The following is a 12,098-nucleotide window of genomic DNA, read 5'->3' as shown; positions in this document are numbered from 1 at the left end:
CAATCATGAAAATCGAGACACTGGATCGTGTTTTTGCGATGTTCTTGTTTATGTTGGGTTTGAGTATCGCTTACTTTGCGCCCTCGTACGGCTACATGATCGACGGCAATCCTGGCGCCGGCTTTTTTCCGCTATGGGTGGGATTGGCCATCGCAGGATTGAGCATAGTGAATTTTGTTCGCAGCGTTGCAGGCAAGGAAAAACTGGCTCAAGAAATCGCGTTGCCCAGCCTGATCAAGCCGGTGGCCCTCATCGGCGCTCTGGTGGCCTTTGTGTTTCTGGCCGAGCCGTTGGGCATGATGCTGGCGTGTGCAGCGCTGGTGTTCGCGATAGGCTGGATTATCCGGCCGCGCTGGGACCGGGTCTTTACCGCCAAGATCATCGCGACGGCGGTGCTGTTTCCGATCGCCGGAGAACTGGCCTTCGGTGTGTATCTGGGCGTGCCGCTACCCAAAGGATTGCTGGGAATCTGACTGCACACACATTAAATGAGGGAACAACATGGACTCTATCGTCCTGCTACTCGAAGGTACAGTCAACGCGCTGTCCTGGTCGGTGCTGGCTGCCACATTGATCGGTGTCTTGATCGGATTGCTCGTCGGTGTATTACCGGGACTGGGTCCCGCTGCGGGTGTGGCGATCATGCTGCCGGTGGCAGTGGGCTTTGGCGGTGTCGAAGCCATCGCCGGTCTGGGCGGGATTTATTATGGCGCCATGTTCGGCGGCGCTGTTACCTCCATTCTGCTCGGGATCCCTGGCGAATCCGCATCGGTCATGACCGTACTGGATGGCCATGCAATGGCCAAACAAGGCAAGGCGGGCGAGGCGTTGGGCATCAGCGTGTTCTCCTCGTTCATCGGCGGCGTGTTCGGTTTGCTGGTCATGGCGCTGCTGGCACTGGCGATCGCACGCGTGGCCATTGAGTTTGGACCGACTGAAATGACGGCCGTCATGGTGTTGGCCTTTTCTCTGGTGAGCGTGCTGGGCGGACGCAACATCATCAAGGGATTTACCGCGCTGTTTCTGGGTATCTGGATCGGCATGATAGGCATGGATCCTATTTCGGGACCGCCACGTTATACCCTGGGGTCGATGGACTTGCTCGATGGCGTCGACTTCACCATCATTGCGGTTGGCATATTCGGACTCGCCGAGATATTTTTCAATCTATCGGAAAAGACTGAGGGCACCCGGGCTGCAGCCAGTTACTCATTGCGTTCGTTACTGCCCCGCGTGAGCCACATGATCCGCTGCAAAGGCGCGGTGGTGCTGGGATCCATCATGGGTTTTCTCGTGGGCGTGCTGCCTGGCGTGGGCGCGACTGCTGCCACGATGTTGGCCTATGCGGCGGCCAAAAAGATATCGCGCACACCCGAAGAATTTGGCAAAGGTGCCATGCAGGGCGTCGCGGCCCCTGAGGCAGCAAACAACAGCGCGGCATATGTGTCCATGGTACCCATGTTCACACTGGGCATCCCCGGCTCGGCAACTACCGCCATCATGCTGGGAGGTCTGTTGATGCTGGGTCTGCAACCGGGGCCGTTGCTGTTTACGAACAATCCGGATTTCGTGTGGACGGTGTTCGGCAGTTTCTGGATAGGCAACGTGATGCTGTTGTTTCTGACGTTGCTGATGATTCCTTTACTGGCCAGCGTGGTATTCGTGTCGACGGCCCTGCTCTACCCGGTTGTGATCGGCATGATTCTGTTCGGCGTATTTTCGATCAACTACTCGATGTCCGATGTCCTGCTGGCGTTGGGGGCAGGCGTGCTGGGCTATCTGATGCTAAAGCTGGAGTATTCAGCGGTTCCCCTGGTATTGGGCGTGGTGCTAGGCCCCATGCTGGAAAACAACGTCCGGAGAACATTGATCCTGTCCGAAGGTGGATTGGGTGTGTTCTTCGAGCGGCCGATTTCGCTGGCGTTCTTTCTGCTGGCGGCTTCGGTGGTGCTCATGCCGCTGATATCGAAACTCTGGAAACGGAAATCGAGCACGATTTAGGGTAGGCAAGCCCAGCATTTGAAGTGCATTGCACAGAGTGGATCTATATCCAATGCGCAGACGTCTTCATATGCCGGGCGTTTTTATTCACACCCAAGCCAACACGGGTGCCGCCACCGCGCACAGCCCCCCAGCCGAAATCGCAGCAACCGGCCGATAACTGACAAACCAGATCAGAAGCAGGCCCGCAAAACTCAAGATGCCTATCCACTCTACAGTGCCGTATGACCATCCCCATACCGCAGCCGACGCCCATAGCGACAGCGCCAACGCAATCCACCCGACAATGCGCAGGGAAGCTCGATGACGACGCGGCAATTCGCGGTCGAATACATCCTCGTAGTGGCGGTCCATAGCCAGGCACAACGCGGAAAACCCGGCATAGGCCAAGCAAAAAGCGGCAATGCTCATCATCATGACGTCACCTCATTAACAGTACAGCTGGCGGTGACGGAGGCGGCAGCAGCGATTTGCGCGATGCCGACATTTGGAGACGGGGCGGCTGTATGTATTGCGCCGGCATGTTGCGTAGGAGCAATGGCATGCGCTACACCGGCCGCTTGTGAAGATACAGCAGCACGCGCAGCACCGACTGCCTCAGGGCGAACGCTCTTGCGAGTTGCCGGAACGGGGCGAGCTGATGATGTTTTGTTTTTCTGATACGCCTTGCGCGCCTTGTAAGCCATCCAACCAAGCAGCGTGGCCGCTGCCAGAGAGGTCAGGTCAAAGCCAGCCATGACCCAATCGCCTGCAGGCAAGGACACCCCCAAATGCCGGTCCGTCGTCAAAGCATTCAACACAGGCAGTGTCAGCGCCAACACCGCCGTCAAGGACAACAGATCCATCCACTTGCGTGCACGGAATGCAAAGGCGTAGATAAAGCTCAACCCCCAGGCGATGAAAAACGCGCGTGTTTCCCAGATGCCACGTCCCGCCACATCGGCCGGCACCAATCGGTTCGCCCAGAAGTACACCACCACCGCCAGACAAAAACCGGCGATGCTGGCGGCGTTCAGGGCATCGACCAAACGCAGCGAAAACTTCTGCTGAGCCGCCGCGCCGGCTTTTTGACGACGCTTGGCCACCCATAACACCAAACCGGTGCCGACCATCGCTGTCCCAGCCAGGCTGACCAGGAAATACAGCCACCGCAAAAACGGTTCGGCAAAGAATCCCAGATGCAGACCGATGATCGTATCGGCAGTCGTCATCGCAGCACTGTTGTTATCGTGCCGCGATAACAACGCACCATCGACCCCATTGAATTGCATGCTGGGCGCATTGCGGCCATACGATACGCGTTCGCCCGAGTCTCGAGACACCGACACCATCGCGTTCTGTTTGCCGGGATTCGTCACCACCAGGCGTCCCGCACTACCGCCCTGCCACAGTGAGGTTGCCTGTGCCACCAGCGGACCCAGCGGCAACAGCTCAGCCTGGCCGTCGGTCGGACGCTGCTGAGGCGAGCCCGGGAACCGCTCGTCAAAATATGCACGGGGCGTGTCATAGGCAGCCGAAATCCCCGCAGGCAACAGCATGACCACAAAGAGCAGCAGCCCGCTGAACGTAATCATCAGATGAAATGGTAGCCCCAACACCGACAAGGCGTTGTGCCCGTCCATCCACGCACGCTGCCCGCCCTTGCCAGGCCGGAACGTAAAGAAGTCTTTGAAGATTTTCTTGTGCGTGACGATGCCGCTGATGATGGCCACCAGCATGAACATCCCCGCTATGCTGGCCAGCCAACGCCCCCACGGACGGGCCATTTCCAATTCGAAATGAAAGCGATATAAAAAATCGCCGCCGCGCGTTTCACGGGCTTTGATTTCCTGACCCGTAGCGGGATCGAGTGTCACGCGTTTGATCCCCCGCTCGCCCGGCGCGGGCTTGGGGATTTGGTACAACAAACTCAGATTAGGCTCACGTGCCGAGGGCAAATCGATGAACCAGCGCGAGGCGTCCGGCGCATGTTCGGTCAGATAGCGCTGCGCCATATCGGCGGCCTGGTCTGCGGGCAACACCTGATGCTGTGCTGGCACCTCGGGCTGCATCCACGTGGTGATTTCGGGCCGGAAAAATGCCAACGTCCCAGTCAGGAACATCGCAAACAAGATCCACCCGAACACCAAGCCGGCCCACGTGTGCAGCCACGCCATCGCTTGCCGAAAACCCTCGCCCTGTTCTGAAGGAGAACGCATTGATTTCGACTTCGCCAAAGCCTTGGACGGCAACGAGCTGTCTGGGGCCACCGGGGCCGCGGCCTGAGAAACGCTGGATTTTGAGGCGCTTGTCATGCGGCCCCCGCCAAGCGGTTGAGCCAGAACAGCCCTGCCAGCAATACAGTCGGTACGATAATCCCGATCCATGCGCGCCACGTATTACGAGCAGCAAACACCCACATGACGGCAATCGTATAGGCGACAAAGGCGAGTATGCTCGCCGTCACGACGGCATCGATGCGCGCCATGGGCAACCACACAGCCAGACTGGCGGCCGTTGCCGATGCCAACGCATACCCGCCAAACACGGCGGCGGTGATGCGTGAGGCGACCGCCCATCGATAACGCGCCAGCCCGGCGCCGGGAATAGGTTTCACTGCGAATCCTGCGAACTCGATAATTTGAGAATTATAATCATTACGAGAAAAAAGCGGGTGCCTTCGGGGCAGGATGAAAACCATCCCGCAGGCGCCCGCCTCGGTATTACCAGCGATAGCGCACCGCTGCCTTGACGGTGCGGTCATAGCCGTACCAGCACCAAGCCTCGCTCAAGCACGAGGCCACATAACGCTTGTCAAAGACGTTGGCGACATTCAGGCTGACCTGCCAGCCCTTCAGCGCCGGCTGATAGCGGCCGAGGTCGTAGTCCAGTCCCAAATCAAACAGCGTGGCGCTGGATACCTTGAACGTGTTGTTGGCATCGCCCCAGGTTTCGCCCAGATAACGTACACCGGCTCCCATCCCCAGACCGGCCAGCGGCCCGCTTTGCATTTCATAGTGCACCCATGCCGAAGCTTGATGCTTGGGTACGCCGGCCGGTTGCGTGCCCTTCAGGCTGACACCTGCGGCATTGGGGTTGTCTTTGGTATAGGCGTTCTGCATCCAGCTGTACGAAGCAATCACGCTCAGTCCCTCGACCGGCTCGGTTTTGGCCTCGAGCTCCAGACCGCGGGTGCGTACCTCGCCTGCTTGAATACTGCAACGTCCGCCGCTGCAGATATGAGTCGGATCCGGGTCCGTCGTGGTCAGATTTTTGCGGCGGATATCGTAGAGAGCAGCCGTCAACAAGGTACGCGAGCCGGCGGGTTCGTATTTCACGCCCAACTCGTATTGCTCGCCCTCGACCGGATCAAACGGAGCCCCATCCCAGCCCGTGCCATTTTGCGGCTCGAACGACTGCGAATAGCTGAAGTACGGCGCCACGCCGTTGTCGAACAGATAGAGCAACCCCGCACGGCCGGTAAAGGCCTGTGCGCGCTGAGGCGTATGCGTGCGCACCCCAGTGTTCAGATTGGTCGCGTTGGTGTTGGTACGCGCCCAGTCATAACGCCCGCCCAGCAGCACCGACAGACGGCCGAGCTTGATTTGGTCCTGGAAATACAGGCCGGCTTGATATTGCGTCTGGGTCTGGTCGCTGGTGAAGGCCGGCATGGTAAAGCCCATGTCGTAGTTCGGATTCCAGGTGTCCAGGTTCAGAAAATCGCCGGTCTGCGAGGCCGACAAGGTATCTGTTTTGACGCGCTGATAATCAAAACCCAACAAGGCCGTGTGATCGAAAGGCCCGGTGGAGAAATTGGCCAGCAGATTGTTGTCCAGCGTCAGGGCATCGAACTTGACGTCGGTACCGGTCAAACCGCGCTTCAGGTAGCGATAGGTGCCCGGATCTGCCCAGCCGCTGTTGTAGATGCTGCGATATTCGGCATCCGCGTGCACATAGCGTAATTTCTGGGTCGCTTTAAAGGTGTCGTTAAAGCGATGCTCAAACTCGTAGCCCAAGGAATAGTGCTTGCGGTCGCTTCGCTCGAAACCTTTGTCCCCATCGTAAAAACTGCGTGAGAAACGGCTGCCATCCGGTAATGCATGCACCGTCCCCATCGCAGGCAACGCCCCGTAGGCCCCCATATCGGGATCTCGCTGGAAGTGCGTCAACACAGTCAAGCGGGTGTCCGCAGTGGGCTGCCACAGGAACGAAGGCGACACGTAATAGCGGCGCTCTTTGGTATCGTGCAATTGCCCATTGGCCTTATAGCCTGCCCCTACCACGCGATATAGCAAGGTGCCGTCGTCGTTCAGGCTGCCGCCCACATCAGCCATTCCGCGCAATAGCGAGTTGGTGCCAAACTCGACACCAACCTCATTGACTTGCCCGGCCACCGGCCGCTTGCTGACCTGGTTCACTACGCCCCCAGGGCCGCCTTGGCCGTACATAACGGACGAAGGACCTTTCAGGACATCGACGCGTTCCAGGCGATAGGCGTCCACCTGCGGCAAGGCGTCCCGGCCGCCGAACACGCGCAGACCATCCAGGTAGCTCGTCGCAGAAAACCCCCGGATCGTGAACTGATCCAATCGAGTCGCAGTGGCTCCCCGCGTCTCGACCGCTACGCCAGGCGTATAACGAAGCACCTGGTTCAACGTGTTTGCGCCTTGTTGAGCGATTTGGGTCTGCGTGATCACCGAAATGGATTGCGGCGTTTCCAACAACGGCGTGTCCGTCTTGGTGCCAGTGGACGCGACGGTGGAAACCACACCATACGTCTGACCCGTGCCGGTCTCACCCTGCCCCTGCACCACCACGGGGGCCAGGCTCACGGTATCGCCTGCCGTCGATAGTGCACGCCGCAAATGCCAGCCGCCCGTTCCGGGATAGGCCTCCAGGCCCGTTCCCTGCAAGATGGCGCGAAAGCCGTCGCCGGCGGAATAGCTGCCCTGCAACCCCGATGCACTCAATCCCGATACCAGGCCGGTATCGAATGAAATCAACACGCCAGCCTGCCGCGCAAAGGCGGTCAACACCTGGCCCAGCGGACCCGCAGGTACGGAGACGCTGCGTGCGCCAGGCGCCGATTGGCCCGGTTGCGCGGCCGCCTGTGCCAATACGGCCGGATGCACCGACACCAACCCGGCACCCGCCAACGCTAACACCAGCGCGGGCAACGCGCCCGGCTGCCGGCCGCCTCGTGTGCCATGGCCAGCGCTCATGCGACGGACCGCCCGGGATGAGAACAAGGAAGCAAGAAAAGACAAGACAAGACTCCTGCGGAAATGAATGGTTTACAAAAGCCATTCCGCACGAGCACGAGAAACCTGCAGGCGATAAGACGACTGAATAGAAACCAAAAGTAAATCCGGAGGTGCGAGCGGCGATCTACGCGCTGCGTTGCTGAGCGGGTTTTTCAGCGCTATCGACCCGCACCCACCACGCCCCCCAGCGCTTGATCGTGATCGGCAGGACGTGCTGCAACATGTCCAAGGCGCCATCGGTGTCATCCAGCGGAAATACGCCGGATACTGATAAATCGGCCACCTCCGGACTAACCGAGAGCATCCCGCGGCGATAGCGCGCCAACTGGGCAATGACCTCGGCCAATCGATCGTCATTAGCGACGAGTAATCCATCCATCCAGGCAGCTCGGCTGTTCTGCGCCGCTGCCTCATGCCACGAACCGGCCTTGCGATACAAGGCTGCACCCGCACTCAGCACTCGAGGCTCGCTATCCTGCGCGCTGACACGCAGCGAACCCTCGTAAACATCGACGCGCATCCCCGACGCCTGCCGCCACAACGAAAAATGAGCGTGGTTCACTTCCACTCGACTACCGTCGATGTTGACCAACAAAGGAGAGACGCCCAGATCGCGACGGACGGCGATGCCCATTTCACCTCGCCACAACGTCAGCTCACGCTGCCCGTCGTGAAAGACGGATGACACCGCCGTATCGCTGGCCAAATCCATCCGAATATCGTCCGGCAACAGGACACGGCGGCGTTCGCCGACGCGTGTACTGTAATCAGCGACCAAGCGCTGCCAAGGGGTCCATTCGTACGCGGCGGCGCCAGTACCGCCTAGTACTGCCACAGCAGCCATCCCCTTGAGCAAGGCGCGTCGCTGCCGTCCATGCGAACGACTGTGTTGTCGCGCCGTCGCAGCGTCGACCAAATGCGTATGCGCAAAGTCCGATGGGATATCCCGTACGGCATGCGCGAAGCGCTCCAGGCGTGCCCAGGCATGCTCGTGACGCGGATCTGCTGCGCGCCATTGCCGACAGGCATCCAACGCGGCCGCCCCGCCCTCGCCCGACTGCAGCTTGACCCACCACGCTATAGCGGCCTGGGCAATGGGATCACCCATCGTGTCAATCCTGGATGCAGACATAGCAAGCCATCAACGCACGGGCCATATATTGCTGTACCGAACTCAATGACACGCCGAGCCGCTCGGCAATCTCGGTATAGCTCAAGCCGTCAATCTGGGCCATCACAAATGCCCGCCGCACATTGTCAGGCAGGTCCGCCAGCATCCGATCCAGCATGGCGATCTGCTGCAAAACTGCCGCGCGCGTTTCTGCGGAGGGTTGGTGAGGTTCCGGCAAGGTGGCCAGATAATCGAGATACGCCTGCTCCAGGCCGGCGCGACGGTAATGATCGATCAACAGGCCCTGCGCAATCGTGCGTAAAAATGGACGAGCCTGCTCGGCCCGGACTTGCTTGCGGCCGGCAATGACCCGCACAAACACGTCCTGAGTCAGGTCCTCTGCCCGGAAAGGATTGCCCAGCTCGCCCCGCAGCCATCGGAACAGCCACGGCTGATGATCACGGTACAGCTCGTCAATGGGCGCCGCCGCGGGCGCGACGGCCACGCTCGGTATGGAGGTTTTCACGGCGGGCAGAGAAAAAGCGCAAACCGCGATGGTAATTGATAACCACTATTATTATCAATCAGATTACGTAAACATGCCGCCTCACCCAGGCCATGACGTGTTAACACAACAACACGTCACCCTACCCTTCTTCCTGAAGCGACCGTTTGCGGTTTTTACAGCCCGACCGTCAAACGGCGCTCGGATTCCAGGTATTCGCGCGACTGCATTTCCAGGATGCGCGACACGGTGCGGTGAAACTCGTTGGCTAAGGCGCCTTCGGTGTAGAGCTCTTCGGGCTCGCATTCCGCCGACATGATCAGTTTGATCTTGTGGTCATAAAACACGTCGATCAACCAGGTAAACCGGCGAGCCTCGGACGCCTGGCGTGGCCCCATGCGAGGCACATCCGACAAAATGACCGCATGAAAACGGCTGGCCAATTCCAGGTAATCGTTCTGCGAGCGCGGGCCGCCGCATAGCGTCGCAAAATCGAACCACACCACAGACCCGGCCAACGCCTGTGCACGCAGCTCGCGATGCTCGATGTGCAACACAGGCTCTTGCGGCGGCGTGTCGGCCAATCGATCAAAAGCATCCTGCAAGGCGGCCTTGGACTGCTCGTTCAGCGGCGAGTGATAGCACTGCACCTGCTCCAGCGAACGGCGCCGATAATCAATCCCGGCATCCACATTCAAGACATCCATGCGTTTCTGAATCAGCTCGATCGCCGGCAAAATCCGATCTCGATGCAGCCCATCCGGATACAGGGTCGACGGCTCATAGTTGGATGTCATCACAAACGATGTGCCGTATTCGAATAGCTTGAGCAACAGGCGGTAGAGAATCATGGCATCGGCCACATCCGACACATGAAACTCATCAAAACAAATCAAGCGATAACGCTTGGCCACACGCCGCGCCACCTCGTCCAGGGGATCTTGCATCCCTTTGACGTTTTCCAGTTCGCGATGCACGCCACGGATAAACTCATGAAAATGCAGCCGTGTTTTACGCACCACCGGTACCGTGGCATAAAACGCGTCCATCAAAAAGCTTTTGCCGCGCCCCACTCCGCCCCACAGATACACGCCGCGCGGGACATCGGGCCGGTTCAATAACTTCTTTAACGCATTCGAGCGCAGGGCCTTGAAACGTACCCAGTCGTCGTAATACGCCTGCAATCGGTCAATGGCTTGCTTCTGCGCCACATCAGGTTGATACCCCCGCTCCGCCAGGGATTGTTCATAGTATTCGCGGACGTTCATATCGCAGCTGCAAACCTAAAAGAAAAAAGGCGGTTCAACCGCCTCGTACCGTTCATCTGGCAATCTGTATGCGCCACCGGTAACGGGGCACCATTGCGCAATAGGCTGACAAACATTTGCCATCGTATCGGCCAACGCGCACAGGCCTGAACGAACCATCACTACAGACGAGAGCGCCGAGCCGTCATAGCCCGGCGCTCGTCGATGCATCGCTCAGAATCAGAAATTCAGCGTGCGCTTGTCCACCGCCAGCGCGGCCTCTTTCACGGCTTCCGACAGAGTCGGGTGAGCGTGGCAAATACGAGCGATGTCCTCGGCCGCACCACGGAATTCCATGATGGTCACGGCTTCGGAAATCAGTTCCGATGCCATCGGGCCAATGATATGCACACCCAACACCTCATCGGTCTTGGCATCCGCAATCACTTTGGCAAAACCCGTCGTATCACCCAACGCGCGCGCACGGCCGTTCGCCATAAAGGGGAAGCTGCCCGCCTTGTACTCGCGGCCTTCGGCCTTGAGCTGCTGTTCGTTCTTGCCCACCCAGGCGATTTCCGGCGAGGTGTAGATCACCGAAGGCACGGTCGCGAAATTCACATGCCCATGCTGACCGGCGATACGCTCGGCCACCGCCACGCCTTCTTCTTCGGCCTTGTGCGCCAACATCGGCCCACGCACCACATCGCCCACTGCCCATACGTTGGGCAAGTTGGTCTTGCAGTCATCATCGACAGCGATGAAGCCACGCTCGTCCAGCTTCAGGCCCACCGACTCGGCGTTCAAGCCACCGGTGTACGGTACACGGCCGATCGACACGATCAGCTTGTCCACCGCCAGCTTTTGCTCGGCGCCCTTGGCATCCACATACGACACGTTGACCGACTTTGCCGTCGCCTTGACCTCGCCGATCTTCACGCCGGTCTGAATGTTCAGGCCTTGCTTGGTCAGTACCTTCAGGGCTTCCTTGGCGACTTGCTGATCAGCAACCGCCAGGAAATCGGGCATGGCTTCCAGGATGGTGACCTCAGCGCCCAGACGGCGCCACACGCTGCCCAGCTCCAGGCCGATCACGCCAGCCCCGATCACACCGAGTTTCTTCGGCACAGCGTCAATATTCAGCGCGCCATCGTTGGACAACACCACTTTTTCATCAAACGGCAGACCCGGCAGTTCGCGCGCCGACGAGCCCGTTGCCACGACCACGTGCTTGGCAACGATATCCTCTTCGGCAGTGCCCGTCACCTTGATCGCATAACCGCCGTCAACCTGACCAGCAAACGCGCCCGTGCCATGGAAGAACGTGACCTTGTTCTTCTTGAACAGATACAGGATGCCGTCGTTGTTCTGCTTGACCACCGTGTTCTTGCGGCCAACCAGCGTATCGAGCTTCAGGCTCACGCCCTTGACTTCGATGCCATGTTCGGCAAAGTGATGGTTGGCTTGCTCGAAATGTTCCGATGACTGCAGCAGTGCCTTCGACGGAATGCAGCCCACGTTCGTGCAGGTACCGCCGGGTGCCGGGCCGCCTTGGCCATTTTGCCATGCGTCGATGCACGCTACCGACATACCCAACTGCGCAGCACGAATCGCGGCGATATAACCGCCAGGGCCAGCACCGATGACAACGACGTCAAATTGTTTGGACATAATGATCTCGAAATTTGGGAATTAAAGAAGCGCCAGCCGAACAAGCCTCACCCGCAGCATAAACCTGCATCGATGACAACACCGCATCACCCGCATAAAGGCTAGCACGGACCCCAACCCCAGCATCACTCGAATCACCCTCAGAATTGAAGATGTCGCCAGCAGTGGGGAGGGGCTTGCCTAGCGGTAAGCTGCGGGCCCCGTTGAGGCCGCCGAGCGCTACCGAAGGAAGGCGGGGGGATTTCGGCTGGGCATGTTTGAGCGCAGCGTAGCGGAGCGAGTTTGCCCAGCCGCCCCGCCTGGCGAGGTAGGCGAAGGGGAGT

At 59.2% G+C, this 12,098-nt stretch carries 11 protein-coding genes; 2 read left to right on the top strand and 9 right to left on the bottom strand.

From position 1 onward, the window contains the following. The first annotated feature begins 5 nt into the window (after positions 1 to 5). Both ACNA0I_RS12365 and ACNA0I_RS12360 read left to right on the top strand, forming a co-directional pair. Complete coding sequence (locus tag ACNA0I_RS12365) at positions 6 to 473, top strand: tripartite tricarboxylate transporter TctB family protein (protein ID WP_415806305.1); 468 nt, start codon at positions 6 to 8, stop codon at positions 471 to 473. 28 nt (positions 474 to 501) lie between these two features. Continuing rightward, on the top strand, positions 502 to 2,001 hold the full coding sequence (locus ACNA0I_RS12360) for a tripartite tricarboxylate transporter permease (protein WP_415806304.1): 1,500 nt from the start codon (positions 502 to 504) through the stop codon (positions 1,999 to 2,001). Positions 2,002 to 2,088: 87 nt separating this feature from the next. Here ACNA0I_RS12360 and ACNA0I_RS12355 read toward each other — a convergent pair whose 3' ends face one another. The 9 genes from ACNA0I_RS12355 to ACNA0I_RS12315 form a co-directional block, all read right to left on the bottom strand. Further along, entirely contained in the window at positions 2,089 to 2,415 is a 327-nt protein-coding gene (locus ACNA0I_RS12355; protein ID WP_415806454.1) for a DUF3325 domain-containing protein, read from the bottom strand. Further along, the gene (locus tag ACNA0I_RS12350; protein WP_415806303.1) at positions 2,415 to 4,199 is read right to left on the bottom strand and encodes a PepSY-associated TM helix domain-containing protein; all 1,785 of its coding nucleotides are present in this window, start codon (positions 4,197 to 4,199) and stop codon (positions 2,415 to 2,417) included. The genes ACNA0I_RS12355 and ACNA0I_RS12350 overlap by 1 nt, the downstream gene beginning before the upstream one ends. Positions 4,200 to 4,291: 92 nt before the next feature. Next, complete coding sequence (locus ACNA0I_RS12345; RefSeq protein WP_415806302.1) at positions 4,292 to 4,597, bottom strand: DUF3649 domain-containing protein; 306 nt, start codon at positions 4,595 to 4,597, stop codon at positions 4,292 to 4,294. Positions 4,598 to 4,703: 106 nt separating this feature from the next. After that, positions 4,704 to 7,202 (bottom strand): TonB-dependent siderophore receptor, encoded by a 2,499-nt coding sequence (locus tag ACNA0I_RS12340; RefSeq protein ID WP_415806453.1) that lies wholly within the window; start codon positions 7,200 to 7,202, stop codon positions 4,704 to 4,706. Between the two features lie 166 nt (positions 7,203 to 7,368). Further along, positions 7,369 to 8,352 carry a FecR family protein gene (locus tag ACNA0I_RS12335; RefSeq protein ID WP_415806301.1) on the bottom strand — a complete coding sequence of 328 codons (984 nt, stop codon included), beginning with the start codon at positions 8,350 to 8,352 and terminating at the stop codon, positions 7,369 to 7,371. Positions 8,353 to 8,356: 4 nt separating this feature from the next. Next, a complete protein-coding gene (locus ACNA0I_RS12330) occupies positions 8,357 to 8,890 on the bottom strand; it encodes a sigma-70 family RNA polymerase sigma factor (protein ID WP_415806452.1) in 534 nt (177 codons plus the stop codon). Between the two features lie 146 nt (positions 8,891 to 9,036). Further along, positions 9,037 to 10,128 (bottom strand): cell division protein ZapE, encoded by a 1,092-nt coding sequence (gene zapE / locus ACNA0I_RS12325; RefSeq protein ID WP_415806300.1) that lies wholly within the window; start codon positions 10,126 to 10,128, stop codon positions 9,037 to 9,039. 219 nt (positions 10,129 to 10,347) lie between these two features. Beyond that, entirely contained in the window at positions 10,348 to 11,775 is a 1,428-nt protein-coding gene (gene lpdA / locus ACNA0I_RS12320) for a dihydrolipoyl dehydrogenase (protein ID WP_415806299.1), read from the bottom strand. Further along, positions 11,759 to 12,098 (bottom strand): hypothetical protein (locus ACNA0I_RS12315; protein WP_415806298.1); only part of this gene is annotated, 340 nt, incomplete at its 5' end. The genes lpdA and ACNA0I_RS12315, both read right to left, overlap by 17 nt.

The organism is Bordetella muralis, assembly GCF_965139205.1.
Taxonomy (GTDB): Bacteria; Pseudomonadota; Gammaproteobacteria; order Burkholderiales; family Burkholderiaceae_B; genus Bordetella_A; species Bordetella_A muralis.
This window is presented reverse-complemented; position numbering and strand designations above follow the sequence as displayed.

Excerpts from the sequence above, each read along its gene's own strand:
- ACNA0I_RS12350 (WP_415806303.1), bottom strand. The coding sequence starts at position 4,199 with ATGCGTTCTCCTTCAGAACAGGGCGAGGGTTTTCGGCAAGCGATGGCG.
- ACNA0I_RS12360 (WP_415806304.1), top strand. The coding sequence starts at position 502 with ATGGACTCTATCGTCCTGCTACTCGAAGGTACAGTCAACGCGCTGTCC.
- zapE (WP_415806300.1), bottom strand. The coding sequence starts at position 10,128 with ATGAACGTCCGCGAATACTATGAACAATCCCTGGCGGAGCGGGGGTAT.
- lpdA (WP_415806299.1), bottom strand. The coding sequence starts at position 11,775 with ATGTCCAAACAATTTGACGTCGTTGTCATCGGTGCTGGCCCTGGCGGT.
- ACNA0I_RS12365 (WP_415806305.1), top strand. The coding sequence starts at position 6 with ATGAAAATCGAGACACTGGATCGTGTTTTTGCGATGTTCTTGTTTATG.
- ACNA0I_RS12340 (WP_415806453.1), bottom strand. The coding sequence starts at position 7,202 with ATGAGCGCTGGCCATGGCACACGAGGCGGCCGGCAGCCGGGCGCGTTG.
- ACNA0I_RS12355 (WP_415806454.1), bottom strand. The coding sequence starts at position 2,415 with ATGATGAGCATTGCCGCTTTTTGCTTGGCCTATGCCGGGTTTTCCGCG.
- ACNA0I_RS12335 (WP_415806301.1), bottom strand. The coding sequence starts at position 8,352 with ATGGGTGATCCCATTGCCCAGGCCGCTATAGCGTGGTGGGTCAAGCTG.